General features: G+C 31.0%; 15 protein-coding genes, 1 tRNA gene and 5 pseudogenes. 11 read left to right on the top strand and 10 right to left on the bottom strand.

Going from position 1 to position 20663, the window contains the following annotated elements; translation table 11 throughout:
* Positions 1 to 28 precede the first annotated feature (28 nt).
* Together ACZZ95_RS05425 and ACZZ95_RS05420 are read left to right on the top strand one after the other, a co-directional pair.
* Entirely contained in the window at positions 29 to 205 is a 177-nt protein-coding gene (locus ACZZ95_RS05425; protein WP_057115473.1) for a Sec-independent protein translocase subunit TatA/TatB, read from the top strand.
* A gap of 117 nt (positions 206 to 322) precedes the next feature.
* Entirely contained in the window at positions 323 to 1720 is a 1398-nt protein-coding gene (locus tag ACZZ95_RS05420; protein ID WP_463468314.1) for a glycosyl hydrolase family 8, read from the top strand.
* A 92-nt stretch (positions 1721 to 1812) separates the two neighbouring features.
* Here the strand turns inward: ACZZ95_RS05420 and ACZZ95_RS05415 are convergent.
* Both ACZZ95_RS05415 and ACZZ95_RS05410 read right to left on the bottom strand, forming a co-directional pair.
* Positions 1813 to 3935 (bottom strand): annotated as a pseudogene (locus ACZZ95_RS05415) (Tex family protein).
* Positions 3936 to 3994: 59 nt separating this feature from the next.
* On the bottom strand, positions 3995 to 5293 hold the full coding sequence (locus ACZZ95_RS05410; RefSeq protein ID WP_463468313.1) for a Fic family protein: 1299 nt from the start codon (positions 5291 to 5293) through the stop codon (positions 3995 to 3997).
* Between the two features lie 176 nt (positions 5294 to 5469).
* On the opposite strand from ACZZ95_RS05410, the gene ACZZ95_RS05405 reads away from it, so the two are divergent.
* Entirely contained in the window at positions 5470 to 5739 is a 270-nt protein-coding gene (locus ACZZ95_RS05405; protein WP_463468312.1) for a DUF1294 domain-containing protein, read from the top strand.
* A 145-nt stretch (positions 5740 to 5884) separates the two neighbouring features.
* Here ACZZ95_RS05405 and ACZZ95_RS05400 read toward each other — a convergent pair whose 3' ends face one another.
* Both ACZZ95_RS05400 and ACZZ95_RS05395 read right to left on the bottom strand, forming a co-directional pair.
* On the bottom strand, positions 5885 to 6316 hold the full coding sequence (locus ACZZ95_RS05400) for an RpiB/LacA/LacB family sugar-phosphate isomerase (protein WP_463468311.1): 432 nt from the start codon (positions 6314 to 6316) through the stop codon (positions 5885 to 5887).
* Positions 6317 to 7108: 792 nt separating this feature from the next.
* Positions 7109 to 7343: pseudogene (locus tag ACZZ95_RS05395) on the bottom strand (putative signal transducing protein).
* Between the two features lie 110 nt (positions 7344 to 7453).
* Between ACZZ95_RS05395 and rnr the strand changes: the two are divergent.
* The 3 genes and pseudogenes from rnr (at position 7454) to ACZZ95_RS05380 (ending at position 11020) form a co-directional block, all read left to right on the top strand.
* Entirely contained in the window at positions 7454 to 9634 is a 2181-nt protein-coding gene (gene rnr / locus ACZZ95_RS05390; RefSeq protein ID WP_463468310.1) for a ribonuclease R, read from the top strand.
* Positions 9635 to 9658: 24 nt separating this feature from the next.
* A pseudogene (locus ACZZ95_RS05385) lies at positions 9659 to 10328 on the top strand (head GIN domain-containing protein).
* A gap of 14 nt (positions 10329 to 10342) precedes the next feature.
* Positions 10343 to 11020, top strand: coding sequence for a LysE family translocator (locus tag ACZZ95_RS05380; RefSeq protein ID WP_463468309.1), 678 nt, complete (start codon positions 10343 to 10345; stop codon positions 11018 to 11020).
* Between the two features lie 930 nt (positions 11021 to 11950).
* Here ACZZ95_RS05380 and ACZZ95_RS05375 read toward each other — a convergent pair.
* The 4 genes from ACZZ95_RS05375 to ACZZ95_RS05360 form a co-directional block, all read right to left on the bottom strand.
* Positions 11951 to 12021: transfer RNA gene (locus ACZZ95_RS05375), tRNA-Cys, on the bottom strand.
* Between the two features lie 94 nt (positions 12022 to 12115).
* Positions 12116 to 12475, bottom strand: coding sequence for a dihydroneopterin aldolase (folB, locus tag ACZZ95_RS05370; RefSeq protein ID WP_463468308.1), 360 nt, complete (start codon positions 12473 to 12475; stop codon positions 12116 to 12118).
* Positions 12476 to 12576: 101 nt separating this feature from the next.
* On the bottom strand, positions 12577 to 12732 hold the full coding sequence (locus ACZZ95_RS05365) for a hypothetical protein (RefSeq protein WP_463468307.1): 156 nt from the start codon (positions 12730 to 12732) through the stop codon (positions 12577 to 12579).
* A gap of 45 nt (positions 12733 to 12777) precedes the next feature.
* Positions 12778 to 12993, bottom strand: coding sequence for a hypothetical protein (locus ACZZ95_RS05360; protein ID WP_463468306.1), 216 nt, complete (start codon positions 12991 to 12993; stop codon positions 12778 to 12780).
* Between the two features lie 133 nt (positions 12994 to 13126).
* Here ACZZ95_RS05360 and ACZZ95_RS05355 point away from each other — a divergent pair, with 133 nt between their 5' ends.
* The 5 genes and pseudogenes from ACZZ95_RS05355 (at position 13127) to ACZZ95_RS05335 (ending at position 17897) form a co-directional block, all read left to right on the top strand.
* The gene (locus tag ACZZ95_RS05355) at positions 13127 to 15244 is read left to right on the top strand and encodes a glutamine--tRNA ligase/YqeY domain fusion protein (protein ID WP_463468305.1); all 2118 of its coding nucleotides are present in this window, start codon (positions 13127 to 13129) and stop codon (positions 15242 to 15244) included.
* Positions 15245 to 16313: 1069 nt separating this feature from the next.
* Positions 16314 to 16631, top strand: a complete 318-nt coding sequence (locus ACZZ95_RS05350; protein WP_463468304.1) for a hypothetical protein — start codon at positions 16314 to 16316, stop codon at positions 16629 to 16631.
* Between the two features lie 241 nt (positions 16632 to 16872).
* Complete coding sequence (locus ACZZ95_RS05345) at positions 16873 to 17199, top strand: YtxH domain-containing protein (RefSeq protein ID WP_463468303.1); 327 nt, start codon at positions 16873 to 16875, stop codon at positions 17197 to 17199.
* Between the two features lie 85 nt (positions 17200 to 17284).
* Positions 17285 to 17637: pseudogene (locus tag ACZZ95_RS05340) on the top strand (competence protein).
* A 5-nt stretch (positions 17638 to 17642) separates the two neighbouring features.
* A complete protein-coding gene (locus tag ACZZ95_RS05335; protein WP_463468302.1) occupies positions 17643 to 17897 on the top strand; it encodes a DUF6327 family protein in 255 nt (84 codons plus the stop codon).
* Between the two features lie 16 nt (positions 17898 to 17913).
* Here ACZZ95_RS05335 and ACZZ95_RS05330 read toward each other — a convergent pair.
* A pseudogene (locus tag ACZZ95_RS05330) lies at positions 17914 to 18898 on the bottom strand (SPFH domain-containing protein).
* 165 nt (positions 18899 to 19063) lie between these two features.
* Complete coding sequence (gltX, locus tag ACZZ95_RS05325; protein ID WP_463468301.1) at positions 19064 to 20569, bottom strand: glutamate--tRNA ligase; 1506 nt, start codon at positions 20567 to 20569, stop codon at positions 19064 to 19066.
* Between the last annotated feature and the right edge of the window lie 94 nt (positions 20570 to 20663).

The following is a 20663-nucleotide window of genomic DNA, read 5'->3' as shown; positions in this document are numbered from 1 at the left end:
AATTTGCTTCGGCATTAAATATACAGTCATGGGAAGATTAGGTCTTACAGAAATCCTTGTTATAGTAGGTATTGTGATATTACTTTTTGGAGGTAAAAAAATTCCAGAATTAATGAAAGGTTTAGGAAGTGGAATTAAGGAATTTAAAAACGCCGCTAAAGACGATCAACCTGCTGCTAAGAAACAAGAAGAAGAAACGAAATAGTAACCTTCAACTTATTAACAAGTCCCAGACTGCAATTTGTAAAAATTGCAGTCTGGGATTTTTTTTATATCTAAAAAATCTTACTTTTAGAGTCCCTAAATCCATTAAACAATAATTATGAAAAACCTACTTCTAATTACTGTTGCATTTTTGTGTCTCAAAGGTAATGCACAAAAGCAACCGTTTCCTGCCAATATTGTATTCAACAATGGCTTAATGGCATCGTCTAAAAACAGTCTAGATGCTCAAAACAATTATGATACTTGGAAAATTAATTTTGTAGAATCTTGTTCTAACGGAAGATACAGAGTAAAATTTGACGATCCTTCTCAAACTGTTTCCGAAGGAATTGCTTACGGCATGCTTCTTTCTGCGTATAAAGCAGATAGAATTCTTTTTGACGGACTTTGGCTGTATTACAAAGATAATGTAAACGGCAACAAAGTTATGAACTGGAAAATTAGCGACTGTTCTGGAACTATCGGTCAAAACGGTGCTACAGATGCAGAACTTGATGTCGCTTTTGCCCTCATAGTTGCCGACTATCAATGGGGAAGCACTGGAAATATCAATTATAAAAGTGATGCAACAGCTTTAATTACTGCGATTAAAAATTACGAAGTAGAAGCTAATACGTATGTTTTAAAACCTGGAGATCAATTCGGTGGCGACCAGATTACAAATCCTTCTTACTTCTCTCCTGCTTATTACCGTGCTTTTGGTATTTTTACAAATGATACCGCTTTTTGGAATCAAGTTGTGGCGAAATCGTATACAGTTATCAACAATAATTTAACTCAAAACAATGCCGTAGGAGGTTTAGTTTCTGACTGGTGTGAAGCTTCTGGAGCCTATTCGTCGCAAGCTGGAGTATATAATAATGGCGGAAAAAGTTATACTTATGATGTTGCCAGAACGCCTTGGCGTATTGCGGTAGATTATGTATGGTACGGAAATGCTGATGCCAAAGCATATGCTAAAAAATCATCCGATTTTGTTCGTCTAAATTTGGGCGGCACATCAAACATTAAAGATGGTTATAACCAAGACGGTTCATTGCGCGGACAATGGCATAATGCTACGTTCGTTGGCTCATTTGCCTGCGCGGTGATGGCGGGCGAAAATCAACAGCATTTAAATGATTCTTATGCCGATTTAAAAAACCTCAATGAGCCAAACAGCTACTTTAATCATACTTTAAAAACATTATACTCCTTTTTACTAACGGGTAATTTTTATTTGCCTCTAAACGCCACATTGTCCAATGAAAATTTTGATATTGAAAAATCTACTGTTACGCTTTTCCCAAACCCGAGTGCAGATCGAATCACGGTTAGTGCACCTCAGCAATCGACTATTTCAGTAATTTCTCCTTCTGGAAGTGTGATTCACCAGCAGAAAACAATATCAGAATCAACCGAGATCAATTTAGGCCATTATGCCTCAGGAGTTTATTTCGTCAAAATATCAAATGATGATTTTAAAAGTGTCACTAAAAAAGTGATTTTGAAATAATCTTAAAATAGAAACTCCCAATTTACAATTTGTAACTTGGGAGTTTTTTTATTTAATAATTCCAGTTTTGGAATTTAAAAAATTGGAATTTCTTAGAGTACCATCGTCAACTGAATTCTTTTTCTATCTTCATCAACCTCAGTTACTTTTACATCGACATGCTGATGTAATTTCACAACCTCATTAACATCGCTCACAAATCCAGCTTTTAACTGAGAAATGTGAACCAAGTCGCTTTCTTTGATTCCGATGTCAACAAAACAGCCAAAGTTGGTAATGTTATTCACAATTCCCGGAAGAATCATTCCCGTTTTCACATCTTTGATCGATTTTACGTTTGCATCGAATTCAAAAACCTTAGCCGACTTTCTTGGATCTAATCCGGGCTTTTCAAGCTCTTTTATGATATCTTTTAGCGTAAGCAAACCAATTTCTGGTGTAATATAGTTTTCGGCTTTAATAAGCGCTGTTTTCTCTTTATTGGCAATTAAATCGTTTACCGAAAGTTTCAAATCTTTTGCCATCTTTTCCACAACCGAATAAGCTTCTGGATGCACTGCCGAATTATCCAGCGGATTTTTAGCATTTGTAATTCTAATAAATGCCGCACCTTGCTGATACGCTTTATCACCCAAACGAGGTACTTTTTTCAACTGTTTTCTATCTTCAAACGGGCCATTTTCTGAGCGATACTGTACGATGTTTTCTGCCAGCTTCTCTCCTATTCCACTCACATAACTCAGCAAATGTTTACTTGCTGTGTTGATATTGATTCCAACCGAGTTTACGCGCCGAATTACCGTATTATCTAATTCTTCTTTAAGTTTGGTTTGATCCACATCATGTTGATATTGGCCTACGCCGATAGCTTTTGGATCAATTTTTACCAATTCGGCTAGCGGATCTGAAAGTCGTCTTCCGATCGAAACCGAACCACGAACCGTTACATCATAATTTGGAAATTCTTCCCTTGCAATTTTTGATGCCGAATAAACCGAAGCTCCTGCTTCAGAAACAATGAAAACCTGAACCGGTTTGTCGAATGCAATTTTTTTGATGAAAAATTCGGTTTCGCGTGAAGCAGTTCCGTTTCCAATAGAAATTGCATCAATTTGATACGCATTTACCATCGAACGAATTTTTTTTATCGCCATTGCTTCCTCCTTTTGAGGAGCGTGCGGATAAATCGTTTCATTGTATAATAAATCGCCTTTTTCATCCAGACAAACTATTTTACAACCGCTTCTAAATCCAGGATCGATTGCCAAAATACGTTTTTCTCCCAAAGGCGGCGCCAATAATAACTGCCCTAAATTGTTGGCAAAAACCTGAATAGAATTGGCATCGGCTTTTGCTTTTGCTTCCTGCAAAGTTTCATTTCCAATCGCCGGATTTAATAAACGTTTGTAACTGTCTTCAATCGCTAATTGCAAATGAGCTGTTGTATTATTTTGTTTTTTAATAATGATTTCGTCAATTACATCGTAAGCTTCGTCGATATCAACATCAATTTTCATTTTTATAAACCCTTCATTCTCTGCACGAAGCATTGCCAATAATCGGTGTGCCGGCGCTTTTGTTAACTGTTCTTCCCAATCAAAATACTGACTGAATTTTTGTGCTCCCTCTTCCTCTGCTTTCTTTTTTACAACTTTGGTTCCAATGGTTGCTTTTCGCTGATATAATCTACGCGGCTGTTTACGAACATAAATATTTTCGTTGATCCATTCGGCTACAATATCTCGCGCGCCCTGCATAGCGGCTTCTTCATTAATAACATTTTCATTGATGTATTGTGTCGAAATAAAATCAACGTCAGCATCACTTTCAGACATGATAATTTTTGCCAAAGGCTCTAAACCAAATTCACGCGCAACATCTGATTTTGTTTTTTCTTCTTTTTGTACGGAAGGTAAAAATCTTCAATTTCCTGAAGATCAAAACTCTGTTCAATTTTTTGTTTCAATTCTGGCGTAAGTGCTTTTTGTTCTTCAATAGATTTTAGAACGGCTTCTTTACGTTTTACAAGTGTATCGTAGTCTTTTTGCAATTTTGCAATCTGCTCAATTACAGTTTCATCTAGATTTCCAGTCGAATCTTTTCGGTATCTGGAAATAAACGGAATAGTACAATCTTCCTCTAATAATTTTACAGTGTTTTGAATGCTGATTGGTGGTGCCTGAACAGATTTGGCAATAAATTGAATATTAGTCATTTATTTATTGTTTAAAAAAGATGTAAAAAATGCGAGATTTAACGATAACCTCGCGTTTTTTATAATTTATATGATTTTAAAATTTTATTAAACTGTTTTGATTTAATAAAATTGTGTTTTATTTTATTAACTTGTATTTTTTCTAGAAACCCTAAATTTTCGAGATTATTTAAATCAGCTCTAGCTGTAAAATTTGAAATTCCGAATCTATTTTCAATTTCCTTACTGCTTAAAACCCTATCTGAATCTTCATTTAAAATTTTTAAAATTTGTGCTTGACGCTCATTTACATTTGGTATTTTAATAAATTTTGTCGCTTGAATTACTTCTTTTTGTTTTCTGCCAATATATTCTTTCAAAGCTGTAAAAGCCTTCTCCATTGTTTTTATATGATAAGTTATAAAATAAGTAAGGTCATTTTGATCTATTTCTGAATATAAAAAAGCTTTTTCATACTGTACTTTTGTATCTTTTATAATAGTAGAAATCGTTAAATATTCTGTAAGCCAGTAACCATTTTTAAGCATATACCAATAAAATAATGCTCTAGCTGTTCGACCATTACCATCAGAAAAAGGATGTATCCAACCTATCATAAAATGAATGATAATCCCTTTAATAATTGGATGAATAAACGTTTTTTGTTCTTCATTAAAAAACAAACATAAGTCATTAATTAATTTTTGTATTTCCTCATCTTTTGGTGGTGTATGTACTACTTCACTATTTGAATGATCTACCACATAAATATCATTATTCTGTCTATATCTGCCTTCATCTTCGGTATCTTCTAATGTATGGTTAGAAATAAGCTTATGAATATACAGCAGATTTTCTGGGGTTAAATTATCATTTTTATGTTGAACAATATATTTCATTGTGAAATAATTGTTCATAATCATCTGTTCTGATTTGTTTTTTGGCTTACGCTCTTTTTGAATCATTTCTTTTGCCGCTTTTCTAGTGGTATTTGCACCTTCCATTTGACTGCTAGAAATAGCTTCTTCCATTATTGAACTGATCAGAAATTTATTTTTGTCCGTATCATTTATACCTATATTGCTTCCTAGATTTCCTCCAATATGTAAATCAAAATGATGTAAAAGTCTAAGAATGTAATCCGTAACATTAAAATTAAAAGAATATGTTCCGAATAAAATATTTTGCTTATTTAATGATCGAGATAATTTAACAACATTCCAATATTGTTCAGGTTCAATAGATTTTGTTTTATATTTTACTTTATCCCAATATAAATATTCATCATTGATTTCTTTCAACTCACCCGACAATGTAAGCTGAGTGAGTAAATTTATAGTATTATTGTCGTATTTCGATATTGGTGGATATTCTAACATATAACAGTTTTATGCTAAATTAGTAAAAAATGCGAGATTCTTGTAAAATCTCGCATTTTTTACTAATTATAAATTTTATAAGAAAATATATATAATTAAATTAAAACTTATATTAAATTTTTAAATTTTGTAGTAACTTTCGACTATATAATATCTTTGTTTTTAATTATTACCTAATGAAAGTTTTATTACTATATTTTTTATTTGTAAACGTCCTCACGTTTATTATCACTGGTTATGATAAATTTCTAGCCAGACGAAATAAGAGAAGAATCCCAGAAGTCGCCTTATTTTTTCTTGCCTTTATTGGTGGGACAATTGGTTTGTTTGCAGGAATGTTATTCTTTAGACATAAAACGAGTAAAACTACATTTATTATGAAATTCCTATACATTATTTTAGTTCAGGTTGTAATTATATATTTGAAATACACTCATAATATATAGATATTAACATTGTTGATAACCTCTAAAATCAACTATAAATAACTGTCTTTAAAATATTTAAAAAATAAAAAACCGGATGAATTTTAAAAATCCGCCCGGTGTGTTTATATCTTATTGGTGCGAAGCACCCGCTTTTTTTGACGTTTTACGAACAAGCAATTTTATTTACTCTATTCTGGTGTCTTCCACCTTCAAAAGCTGTTGTTAAAAAGGTTTCAACAATTTCAACTGCCTGAGGAATAGAAGTAAAACGCGCTGGAATACTCACAATATTAGCATCATTATGTAGACGTGTCAAATAAGCAATTTCTTTAGTCCAGCATAAACCAGCTCTTACTTTAGGGTGTTTATTAACAGTCATAGCAATTCCGTTTCCGCCGCCACAGATTACTACTCCAAAATCTGCTTTTCCTTCAGATACATCATTTGCAACTGGATGTCCAAAATCAGGATAATCAGCAGAAGCATCCGTATCAGTTCCATAATTAGTTACTTCATATCCTTTAGCTTCAAGCATTGCAACAATTGCCTTTTTATATTCTGGTCCAGCGTGGTCGTTTCCTATTGAAATTTTCATTTTTTCTATACTATTAAGTTGTGTAGTACAAATTTACTCAATTAATAAAATGTTTGCCACGAATTTACCAATTTTCACTAATTTCTTTTCTTTAACAATACCTATAACATTATTAAGAAGTAAAAATACAGCTCTAACAAATTTGTTCAATTCTATTGCAAAAACCTTTATTTTACAATTATCTTACTGTCAGAATCTTACCACTTATCAACAATTTTAATAACTCTATAACTATCTCATTATCAATAAAGAATAAACAGAATATTTGTTAAAATTTTGAAGTGTTAATAGCGAAACCTAATTCGTTGATATTCAATTAACTTTAAGTTAACATTATTTGTTAATAAGTTCAGAAAGAAAATTAGAAGTTTTTTTTGGTTGTGTCGAAAAAAAGCCTAATCCAAAACTGGAATTAGAAAACCTAATAAAGTTTCAGGAATTTTTGGAAAAGTTATCAATATCAAAAATGCCATTTTCAACAAATAGCAACGATATCAACTTATCTACAAAATGAATCTATTTTTAGTTGTCAACCGTTGTTAATTAAAATGCAAAAAGACTTATAAATTAATCTTTTAGCTCCATATAAGTATGTTGATAACTCTATATAACTAAGAGAAACTTCATTTCAATACTTTTAAAAATAAATTTATTCGACATATTAACACACTATAATAACCAACAAATTTTTTTAAATTTTTAAAAATCTTTTTTGTTGTATTTAATATATGTTGAAAACTAAAAAAGTTTAAAAAGAAAAAAATTGAATTTTAGTTTGAAAAAAGAATCTGTTTAAACGATTTTGAGAGGATTGTTTAGTCTGTCCAAAATTTCCTGAACTTGTTCAAAATCGTTTGGATGAACTTTGAGTTTGATGCCGCCCAATGCGGCTGGAGTACATTGGAACAACAGAAAGTGTCATTTCGTTTTCAAAAAAATATGGAATTTCTTCTTGTTCGAGTAAGTGTTTGAGAACCACTGTTTCGTGCTGATAATTGAATACGGCGATCGTCTTAAAGCTTTCCATATGAGGTGTTTTTGTAAATGTACGAAAAGTTATATTTTTAATAATTCTATTTGTTAAAAAGTATTATCTGATTTCTTATTTGTAATTTTAAACCTTATAAGAAAAGATATATGAGTAAGAAAATTAGAAAGCCGATAAAAAAAGAGAAAGATTTCTCTGGAAAAATAATAAAGATTTTATCGCAAAATGCTAATAAACCATTCAATTATAAACAGATAGGAGCAAAGCTTGAACTTGATGATACTAATAGTAGAAATCAAATTATTAAGGAATTAAAGATTCTAGCTTCGCAAAATAAAATTATAGAATCAGAACCTGGAAAATATCTAGTAAAAGCCGAAAGTCAGGATTACTACGAAGGAACAATAGATATGACGAGCAGAAAAACTGCTTATTTTATTTGTCCAGATTTTGCAGAAGATGTTTTTATTCCGACCAATAATTTGAATCGTGCATTAGACAAAGACAAAGTAAAAGTTTACGTTTATAACAGAAGAAAAGGAAAAAGACCTGAAGGTGAAGTAATTGAAGTTGTCGAAAGAGATAAAACAGAATTTGTTGGTGTAATTGATATGCGACCAAATTTTGCTTTTGTTTCGACTGCAAATCCTAAAATGTATACCGATATTTTTATTCCAAAAGATAAAATTGGAGAAGCAGAAAATGGTGATGTAGTTTTGGTAAAGATTGAAGACTGGCCAAAAAGAGCTGATAGTCCGTTTGGATCTGTCATTAAAGTTTTAGGAAAACCTGGCGAACACAATACCGAGATTCATGCTATTTTAGCTGAATACGGACTTCCTGCAGATTTTCCGGTAGAAGTAGAGGTTTTTGCACAAAAAATAGATACTTCAATTCAGGAATCTGAAATTGCAAAACGTCGTGATATGCGTGATACCCTTACGTTTACGATAGATCCAAAAGATGCAAAAGATTTTGATGATGCGTTGTCTTTCAAAAAATTAGAAAATGGAAACTTCGAAATCGGAATTCACATTGCCGATGTTTCGTATTATTTAGAAGAAGGAACAATCCTGGATGATGAGGCTTATCAACGCGCCACTTCGGTTTATTTGGTCGATAGAGTAGTGCCAATGCTTCCGGAAGTTTTATCTAATTTTGCGTGTTCGTTACGTCCAAATGAAGAGAAATATACCTTCTCTGCAGTATTTGAAGTTTCTCCAACTGCGCAGGTAATTAACCAATGGTTTGGAAGAACTGTAATTTATTCAGATCAGCGTTTTGCTTACGAAGAAGCACAATATATCATTGAAACAAAAGACAATACAATTCCGGTTGATGTTTCAATTACAGGTGAATCTTATGTTGTTTCAGATGAAATTACCGAAGCTACTTTAAAACTGGATGAATTAGCGAAGATTTTAAGAAAGAAAAGAATGCAGAATGGTGCTATTTCTTTTGATAAAGTCGAAGTTAAATTTAATCTGGATGCAGAAGGTGAACCAGAAGGTGTGTACTTCAAAGTTTCAAAAGATGCCAATCATTTGATTGAAGAATTCATGCTTTTGGCCAACAGAAAAGTTGCAGAATATATTGGAAAACAAAAGAAAACATTTGTTTACAGAATTCACGACGAACCAAACGAAGACAAATTAATTGCGATGCAAACCGTAATTGCTAAATTTGGCTATAAAATAGACTTTAGAAATAAAGGCGATATTTCAAAATCATTGAATGCTTTGATGGAAGAAGTAAACGGTAAAAAAGAGCAAAATTTAATTGATACTCTTGCGATTAGAAGTATGAGTAAAGCCAAGTATTCGACAGAGAATATTGGCCATTACGGATTAGCTTTTGATTATTACAGCCATTTTACATCGCCAATTCGTCGTTATCCAGACGTTATGGTACACCGTTTGTTACAGTATTACTTAGATAACGGAGCTTCTGTAGACGAAGAAACTTATGAAACAAAATGTCTGCATTGTTCAAACATGGAAAGTTTAGCAACTAATGCGGAACGTGATAGTATTAAATACATGCAGGTTAAATACATGCAGGATCACCAAGACGAAGAATTTCTTGGCGTTATTTCTGGTGTTACCGAATGGGGAATTTATGTTGAAATCGTTTCTAATAAATGCGAAGGAATGGTAAGAATCAGAGAAATAAAAGATGATTACTATACTTTTGATGAAAAACAATATGCATTGGTTGGAGCAACTTCAAACAGCATTTTGCAATTGGGAGACGAAATTTATGTTAAAGTAAAAAATGCCGATTTAGTGAAAAAACAACTTGATTTTCATTTTTTACGAAGAGCAGAATAATTATTAATTAAAAAAAATAAAAGTATGAGAAAGCTAATAATTGGAGCAACAATTTTATTTGTACAAATGTCTTTTGGCCAAGTTACCAAAGAATTAGGAGATTTTGACAGCGTTAAGGTTTACGATAAATTAAGTGTAAAATTAGTTCAGTCATCTGAAAATAAAATTGTTATAAAAGGAGCAAGAGAAGCAGAATTAGAAGCTGTTAATAAAAATGGTATTTTAAAAAATAAGAATGCCTTTTCCAAAACTTCTTTCAGGAAACGATCTTGATGTAACTTTGTATTACAAACGCATTGAATTAATCGATGTAAATGAAGGTGCAGAAGTTACAAGCAAGGAAACACTGAAAGCAACTTCATTTAAAGTAAGCGCACAAGAAGGTGGAAAAATCAACGTAGATTTGGATGTTGATAAGCTAAAAGTGAGTTCAGTTTCTGGTGGAGAAATCACTGCAACTGGTAAAGCTGATAACCTTGATGCAGGTTTAGGAGCCGGCGGTTATTTCCTTGGAAGTAAATTATTAACCTCTCAAACGAAAGTAAGCGTTTCTGCGGGCGGAAAAGCAGATGTGAATGCTTCGACCTTAGTTGATGCAAAAGTAAGCGCAGGAGGCTCTATTTACATTTATGGGAAACCAAAGCAGATAAATCAAAAAACAGTTTTTGGTGGTAAAATCGAAGAAGTAAAATAACAACTAGTATTTTGATGATAAATGATATTCTGGCTGGACTGCCATGGGGACTTTTTCTAAGCTTTATGGTAGGTCCGGTATTTTTTATACTATTAGAAACCAGCATTACAAAAGGATTCAGAGCCGCAATTGTCTTTGATTTTGGCGTAGTTCTAGGTGATATCTTTTTTATAGCAATTGCTTATTTAGGAAGTTATAGATTGATTTCCAGTTTAAAAGATAAACCCGCACTATTTATTTTTGGTGGAATTATCATGCTGGCTTATGGTATTATTTCTTTCGTAAGATTGAAAAATGACGAAAAAATTGATGAAGAAGAAATCGATCGTGATATTATAAAAAGAAATTACGGAAGTTTATTCATAAAAGGTTTTTTACTCAACGTTATTAACATCGGTGTTTTAGGATTTTGGTTAGCCGTTATTATTTCAATCGGACCAAAATTAGAAATGCAGAATTCAAGAATGATTACTTTTTTTACCGCTGTAATTATCACTTATTTATTGGTTGACTGCCTTAAAATAGTATTAGCCAAACAATTAAAATCTAAAATGACACCAACTAACATCCTAAAAATTAAGAAAGGAATTAGTATTGTTTTAATGGTTTTTGGAGTAGCTTTAATCACTCAAGGCTGGTTTCCAAAAGAAAAAGAAATGGTTCGAAATGCTTTTGAGAAGATAGAAAAGTAGTTGTTAATAACTCAAAAATATAAAATTAAGCCTCTGTATTTCAGAGGCTTTTTTGTGTTTATAACTGTTAGTTTAGAACTTTGTCAAATTTTCAAACTTTGACAAAGTTGAATCCAGTTTGTGATTCTGAAGAGGAAGCGAAAGTCTTAATCAGAATATGAGTTATAAACTCGGAGGACGAATAGTTTACTTTTGCTTCCTTTCTCAATCATAAATCTAATCAAATTTCAAAAAACAAATCTAAAGGAGGAACGAAGAATCACACTCGAAACTCGACAAATATTGGCGATTCTCTTTGCAGAATTCCTAGTGTGATTCTTCGTTCCTCAGAATGACAAGATTGTGGAAAAATTAAAAATAACAAAACTTTCAAGGCAATTTAAAGGTTTGAGTTATCGTCTGGATTCGAAGGTCATCTTTATCTAATTTTTTCTAAAAATTAAACATAAAAAAACCTTCATATTGCTTTGAAGGTTTTGAGGCATCGTCTGGATTCTAACCGATATATTTTAATTAATTTTTTCTAAAATTAGACAAAAAAAAACCTCTAAGTTTTCTTGAAGGTTTTGGGGCATCGCCTGGATTCGAACCGATATATTTTAATTAATTTTTTATAAAAAATTAAACATAAAAAAAACTGTAAGTTTCCTTGAAGTTTTGAGGCATGGTTCGGATTCGAACCGATATATTTTAATTAATTTTTTATAAAAAATTAAACATAAAAAAAACTGTAAGTTTCCTTGAAGTTTTGTGACATCGTTTGGATTCGAACCGATATATTTAATTAATTTTTTCTAAAAATTAAACATAAAAAAAACTCTAAGTTTCCTTGAAGTTTTGTGACATCGTTTGGATTCGAACCGATATATTTAATTAATTTTTTCTAAAAATTAAACATAAAAAAACCTTCAAATTGCTTTGAAGGTTTTGAGGCATCGTCCGGATTCGAACCGGAGTAGGAGCTTTTGCAGAGCCCAGCCTAGCCGCTCGGCCACGACGCCATTGCTTGAACGGATGGCAAAAGTAACTAAAATCTTTAAATTTCAAAAGTTTCAAAGTAACTATTTTAAAATTTTAAGTTTTTAATTAGAAAAATTACTTTCTAGTTTCCGTCAATTTTATGGTAACTGATTCAACATCACCGCCAATAGGAGGATTTATTTTAGAAACCCAAACTGTAGTTTTTTCTACCATTTTAATCTCTGCAAGCACTCGAATATTGATTCTTTTGGCTACATGCTCTAATAAATGCGAACGAATTGCCATTTCTTCGGTAACAATTTTGTTCAAATGAACGTAATCAACAGTGTCTAAAAGATGATCAGTTTCTGCAGATTTCTGTAAATTGGTTTTAATTTTTAGATCGACAGTGTAGTCAGATCCTATTTTTCCTTCTTCAATTAAACATCCATGGTAGGAAAAAGTGCGAATGTTTTTTAGTTTTATAACTCCCATTTTTATTATTTTATTCTTGTAGTATTTGGATCTTGGTAATTTGATGTTAAAGCTAGTATGAAAACAGTTTTCTTGTTTTCATCAACTTTAAAATGAATAGTTTAAGGAAATTTCTTTAAGGGTAAGGTTCTAACAGTATTATACTTTTCTTCAAAAAAAGGAATATTTTCTAATGTTTTACGGTAACTTTTAAATTCTAAATAGAATAATTTTCCTAATCCTTTACTTTTAGATTCATAATAATCGGCGAGCTTCATCAACTTCAAGTTTAGCTCGTGAAAGAATTTGAAGTTTAAAATTGTCTACAGCCATTTCTTATCCATTTCCTTTTCAAAATCATCCCAAGTAATATAATCTTCTGGCTTAGCGTTTTTTATACGTTCTAAAACCATTTCCTGTTGCCATTGCGGAACTTCATTCTCTATGTTTTCATTGATAGAAACATCTGGAACATGTTTAAAAAAGCTAATAAAAGTTTCGTAAAAATCGTCTGGAATTGTAACGGTTAATTGTCTCATAACTTTTAAAATTTATACAAAAATACTAATAATTTAGTTTCACGTTTAAAGTTTCACGTTTAACGCCAGTTAAGTAACTTTAAACCTGAAACCTGAAACCTTTTTTTATCTTTGCTAAAATTACTATAAAATAATGGCATCAGAAGAGAAATCACTCAATTTTATTGAACAAATCATAGAGGAAGATTTGAAATCAGGTCTTTCACAAACTAAACTTCATTTTCGTTTTCCACCAGAACCAAACGGTTATTTACACATTGGACACGCTAGTTCTATTGCTTTAAATTTTGGTTTAGGAATTGATTATCAGTCACCTGTAAATTTACGTTTTGACGATACCAATCCAGAAAAAGAAGAGCAGGAATTTGTTGATGCGATTAAAAAAGATGTAGAATGGTTGGGTTACAAATGGGCCGAAGAGCGTTATGCATCAGATTATTTTCAACAATTGTATGATTGGGCAGTTTTATTAATTAAAAAAGATAAAGCGTATGTTGATAGTCAATCTTCTGAAGATATGGCGATTCAAAAAGGGACTCCATCAACTGTAGGGACTGATAGTCCATTCAGAAACCGTTCTGTAGAAGAAAATTTAGATTTATTCGAAAGAATGAGAAACGGTGAATTTGAGGCTGGAACTCATATTCTTCGCGCAAAAATTGACATGAAATCAACCAATATGCTGATGCGTGATCCTATCATGTATAGAATTTTGCACAGGCATCATCATAGAACTGGAGATGATTGGAAAATTTATCCAATGTATGATTGGGCACACGGACAAAGTGATTATTTAGAAGAAATCTCACACTCATTTTGTACGCTAGAATTTTTGCCTCATAGAGAATTATACGATTGGTTTTTAGATCAGATTTTAGATGAAAATAGATTACGTCCAAAGCAGAGAGAATTTGCAAGACGTAACCTTTCACATACCGTTGTTAGTAAAAGAAAATTACAGCAACTAGTTAAGGAAAAGCATGTTAACGGTTGGGATGATCCAAGAATGTCAACAATTTCGGGGTTAAGAAGACGTGGTTATACAGTCGCATCTTTACGTAATTTTGCCAATACAATTGGTATTGCAAAACGTGATAATTTAATAAATGTATCGGTTTTAGAGTTTTGTATTCGTGAAGATTTGAACAAAATTGCACCTCGTGTAATGGCTGTTTTAGATCCGGTAAAATTGGTAATTACAAATTATCCTGAAGGAAAAGAGGAGTGGTTAGAAGCTGAAAATAACCAGGAAGATGAAAATGCTGGTTTCAGAAAAGTGCCATTTTCTCGTGAATTATACATCGAAAGAGAAGACTTTTTAGAAGAAGCTCCGGCTAAATTTTTCCGTTTAACTTTAGGAAAAGAAGTTCGTCTTAAAAATGCCTATATAATTAAAGGTGAAAGCGTTATAAAAGATGCTGAAGGTAATATTACAGAAATTCATGTGACTTATGATACTGATTCGTTAAGCGGAAGCGGGACAGAAGCAAGCCAAAGGAAAGTATCTGGAACCTTACATTGGGTTTCTATTTCACATGCAGTTGAAGCTGAAGTTCGTTTGTATGATCGTTTATTTACAGATGAAGCTCCAGACAGTTATAAAGACAAAAATTTCTTAGATTTTGTTAATCCAAATTCTTTAGAAATTGTAACTGGATTTGTGGAACCAAGTTTATCAACAGCTCAAAATGAAGATAAATTTCAGTTTCAACGTTTGGGTTATTTTACTGTTGATAAAGACTCAAGTGCTTCAAAATTAGTATTTAACAAAACTGTTGGATTAAAAGATGCTTGGGAAGAAAAGGGTAAAAAAGAAGAAAACAGCATTAATAATTCTTTAAAGGAAATCAACAAATATTTTAAAGTTGAAAGTAAACCAGAACGTATTGCAATTGAAAGTGCAATAGGGGAGAGCATTAAAAATGTTACTAGTTTTTCACTTTTACAGAATTCATTAAAGAAAAATATCAATAATAATAAGGCTTCATTGTTATTTGCTCAATTTATTTTGAAATATTCAACTTGGAAATCAACTGATTTTGAAGAGGAAGATGTTAAAAAATTATATTCAATGTCCTTGAAAAGTGAATCAACTTATGTTAGATCAAAAGCACTTTTAAATTTGAGAGATATTGAAGAAGTAAGTTTCAAAAATCAATATGATGATGAAATTTTGAAATTATATTCAAATCCTCCAAAAAATGCATCGGAGAGAGAAAATGAAATTCTTGCCGAAATGGTAAAGAAGTAAAATAATTAAAATCTATGGAAAAGCGCTTTTTAAAAGCGCTTTTTTATTATATCTAAAATTTATTAAAAATTAATTTTTTATAGATTTTATAAATTAAAATCAGCTTTAATAAATTAATTTTAAAGCATTTTTTTAATTCTTCCACCTCGTTAATCTTATTTGTAAAATTCGTTTAATAGAAGTCTTTATTTCAATTTTATTCCTTTTTTACTCCATTTTTAAGATTTTGATTTAGTTTTTTCTCCGACGAAATTTTTAAATAAAATTTAAGCAATAATTTCGATTAGAAAATGTTAATATAATTTTAATCTATTATAATTTTATTATTTATAGTTTATATGAATTATTTATAAAATTGATTATTTTTAATTATATATAAATTTTAACAATTAAAAATAACAGTCATAATTATTTTAAAATTCTTTCATTTCAATAATTCTGATTTAAAAAAAAGAATCGCAACTTATTTCAATTTCTTTCCTTAAAATTACCAATTTCCGTATATAAATTAATTTGATTAAAAAATCTATTATTATAAATTGTTATAATAATTAATATAATTTATAATTTATTAAATTTTAATAGTTTTTATATATTAAAAATAACTGTAATAAATTAATTTTAAAGCTGTTTTTTAATGAAGTCGATATGTAACTCATTTTTTAAATTATTGTTTATATATGATCTTTATTTTAGTTTTAGCTGTTATTTTTATCAGTTTAACGGGTTGTTAACATACAATTGTTTATAAAGTTGCTATTTTTAACTTAATAAGTAAAAGTCAGAAATGATTTTTATAAAAATTAAAATTTGCCGTTAAAGAAACTAAAATGAAATCTGGTGTTTTTAAAAACTCGTAATTTTTATAGTATCAGCTTTTCAAAATTGATTTCTTGTAAAGACAATTTTATGTTCTCATTTTTATTGTGATGTAATCTTGATAATATTTCGCGTAAAAGGTATTTTTCAAATTGTGTCATAATGTACAAAATTCCATAATGTTGAATTTGTGTGAAGCTTTAGTTTTAAAATTTCAAATCTGATCATTTTTAATTTAAATCTAATTATCATGAAAATTTTATATTTTACGCTAGCCGTGTTATTTGCAAATGTTGCAATTTCACAAACACATCAAATTACAAAACACAATGGTGAACAACTTGATGTTAATTTCATAAAAAACGAAAATGGTTTAGTTTATTATTCTTTAAACGGAAGTTCTGAAGAAGTAAAAATTAGCAAACACGCTGTTTCATCAATTACTAATAAGCAAACCAAACAAACTCAGAAAGTTTCTGATAAAATAATAGTAGATTCAAAAGACGATTACAAAATGGTTACTGTTCTGCCTCAAGAAAAGACAATAGGACTGAAGCAGGCAGACTAGTTTTACAGGTGTCTCGACAAGGACGAAAGGTGAACCGCCAATTGCTAATCAGAATCAAACTGCTATGAGAATCAAAACTAAGTCAGCTTCAAACGGTTATCCTTTTGTGAGTATCGTTGAAAAAGGTGATGGAAAGTATGAAGCGGTTTCTTATGTGTATTAAGTTTTTGTAAATAACTTTTGGTCACCAATTTATAATTCAAAAAGAAGTATCTTTATTAATCACTTAAATAAGAATATTATGTCAAATAATTCAAATACAATTGCAACAATTTTAGCTGGTGTCGCAGTAGGAGCGACAATCGGAATTTTATTTGCTCCAGACAAAGGATCAAAAACCCGAACTAAAATTAAAGAAGGAATTGATGATGCAAAACATAATTTGCAGGATTCTTTTGAAGCAAGTTCTGAAGTGCTTCGTGAAAAATTCACAAGCGCAACACATAATCTTGATGGAACGTTGAATGATTTACTTTCAAATGTAAGTCATAAAACAGAAGAAGTGATTACTTTTTTAGAATCTAAGTTGGCTGATTTAAAAGCACAAAACGCTAAACTTCAGAAATAAAATCTATTAATTTGTATAAGAAGCACATAACTTGCTTATTTTTATAAGACAGTTTTGTGCTTTTTTTATTTTAAAAAATCTAATTATGGCTTTTGAAGAATTAAAAGAGAATACTGAAAAAATCCAAGATCAAACTAAAGTTTACATAGACAGTCATTTGGCTTACTATAAACTTTGGGGTTTTAAAGTAGCAATGAAATCGACAACGTTGATTTTTAAATTTACGCTGATATTATTATGCTTTACCATGGTTTTAATTTTCGGATCTTTTGCGTGCAAGCATATGCTTTTGGAGAATTGTTCGAAAGTAATGCACTGGGATTCTTAGCAGTAGGAGGGATTTATCTTTTCTTTACAATTTTACTTTTCTTTATAAAAGATAAAATGGTTGAAGGACCAATTTTAGAGAAATTTTCAGAAATATTTTTTAACGATTAAGACTTATGGAAAAGAAAAAATACTCATCATATGCTGAAATCGACAGAGATTTGGAAATCTTAAAACTAGAAAAAGATATTAATTATCAGAGATTAGTTTTAAGTTTTCAGAGGACAAAAGAAAGCATAACACCACAAAATATTGTAAGCGGATTTGTTTCCTCGTACACAGATTACTTTAAAAATTCTTATCCGCAAATTTTACAATCTATTATACCTTTTGTTATCAATTGGTTTACAAATAAAAAAAGAGGCAATTAAGTCTCTTTTTAGTTTATTATTGTTGAACATCTGGTTGAATGTCATCTTCATATCCAGATTGAGGTTGAATTGGTTTTGGTTTTTCAACCTTTTTATTATTTTTCTTCATCATTTCTCCAACTTGGTTTGAAGCAGAGAATGAAGCAACCATATTGTTAAGCATATCACTTCCGGCTTGTGGAGAGTTTGGCGACAAAATTAAGTTAGAATTTGTATCTGCTCCAATAGCTTGTAAAGTATCATAATGTTGTGTAACTACAATTAAAGCAGAAGCTTCCTGCGAATTAATTCCAACATTGTTTAAAACTTCAACACTTTCTACAAGACCTCTTGCAATTTCACGACGTTGATCTGCAATACCTTGTCCTTGTAAACGTTTACTTTCTGCCTCAGCTTTTGCTTTTGCAACAATTCTAATTCTTGAACTTTCAGCTTCAAATTCTGCGAGCAGTTTTTTCTCTGTCGGCAGCGTTGATTCTATTCATTGCATTTTTTACCTGAATGTCTGGATCAATATCGGTAACCAAAGTATTGATGATATCGTATCCGTATGTTGACATTGCTTCGTTCAATTCACGTTTTACGGCAACTGCAATATCATCTTTTCTTTCAAAAACATCATCCAATTTTAATTTAGGAACTTCGGCACGAACTACGTCAAATACATAAGAAGTAATTTGATCATGCGGATACTCTAGTTTATAAAATGCTTCGTATACTTTTTCCTGGATCACTTTAAATTGAACTGAAACTTTCATTTTGATAAAAACGTTGTCTCTAGTTTTGGTCTCGATGATAACATCTAATTGTTGAATTTTAAGATTTACACGTCCGGCCAATCTATCAACCAACGGAATTTTAAGTTGTAATCCTGAATTTCTTACGCTATGGAATTTTCCAAATCGTTCGATAATTACAGAACTCTGCTGTTTTACAGTAAAGAAAGACGACATGAAAATGAAGAATGCCAATACTAAAAAGATAATAAATGCTGTACTCATGGTGATATAGTTTATGTTTATGAATTCGGTAAATTACGAAAATTCTTCTAAAATAAAATTTTTAAACATTAAAAAAACGCTAAGAACATTTATTAGATGTTTCTTAGCGTTTAGTTTAAATTTGAAATTATTTCTAAATTCTCTTAATATCTCAATAATCAAATATTATAATGTTGTTATTGCTTTTTGAATTCTTGCAATAGTTTCTTCTTTTCCAATAATTTCAACAATGTCAAATAGGTGAGGACCTTTAAGAGCTCCAACCAAACTTAAACGGAAAGGCCGCATTACTTTACCCATTCCAATTTCATTTTTAGTTAACCAGTCTTTTACGATTGCTTCGATATTTGCAGAATCAAAACCTTCAATATATTCAAGAGTTGAAATCAATTCCTGCATTAAAGCCGGAGTTTCTTCCTTCCAATTTTTGCTTGCTTTTTCATCATATGATGTTGGTGCCTGGAAAAAGAAATCAGTTAAATCCCAAAATTCAGAAACAAAATGAGCTCTTTCTTTAATCAAAGAAACAATTCTTGTAACGTCATATTTAGAAACATCAACACCTTTTTCTATCAAAATAGGAGAGAAGCTTTTCGCTAAATCTGCATCATTTTGTTTGATTAAGTATTGGTGATTAAACCATTTATTTTTCTCTGGATCAAATTTAGCTCCAGCTTTATGAACTCTATTTAAGTCAAAAGCTTCTGCTAATTCTTCTAATGAAAATATTTCTTTTTCGGTTCCATCGTTCCATCCTAATAAAGCAAGGAAGTTTACAACGGCTTCAGGAAAAAATCCTTTCTCTCTATATCCAGATGAAACTCCTTCTTCCGTTTTCCATTCTAAAGGAAATACCGGGAATCCCATTTTATCTCCATCTCTTTTTGATAATTTTCCATTTCCAACTGGTTTTAAAATCAAAGGTAAATGAGCAAATTCTGGAGCTTCCCAACCAAATGCTTTGTATAATAAAACGTGAAGTGGCATAGACGGTAACCATTCTTCACCACGAATAACATGTGAAGTTTCCATCAAATGATCATCTACAATATTGGCTAAATGATACGTTGGCATTCCGTCACTTTTAAATAAAACTTTATCATCAAGTAAACTTGTTTCAAATTTTACATCACCACGAATGATATCTTTTAAGTGTAAAGTTTCATCAACCGGAGTTTTAAAACGAATCACATAATGTTCTCCATTTGCAATTCTTTTAGCAACTTCATCAGCAGAAATTACTAACGAAGTATCCAATTTTTCACGAATGCTGTGATTGTAGATAAATGTTTTTCCTTCTGCTTCTTGTTCTTTTCTCAAAGCGTCCAAAGATTCTGGAGTATCAAAAGCATAATATGCCCAGCCAGAATTAATCAATTGATCTGCATATTGCTGATATAATTCTTTACGTTCGCTTTGTCTGTATGGACCAAATTTTTCGTTTTTTCCAACTGTTTCTTCAGGAGCAATTCCTAACCATTCCAAAGCTTCCATAATGTAAGCTTCTGCACCTGGAACAAAACGCGTTTGGTCTGTATCTTCAATTCGAAGATAAAAAACACCGTTATGTTTTTTGGCAAATAAATAATTAAATAGGGCAGTACGAACGCCGCCAATATGTAATGGTCCAGTTGGACTTGGTGCAAAACGCACACGAACTTGCTTTGACATTTGTTTAAAATTTTGTTGCAAAGATACGATATTAGTCAAAAAGCCGAAAGTCGAAAGTCTGAAAGGTTTTTAGCTGTGTGCTAAACTTTTGACT

The organism is Flavobacterium sp. AC267 (assembly GCF_979258715.1).
Note: the sequence above shows the minus strand (reverse complement) of the source record. Positions and strands in the feature narration are given on the sequence as shown.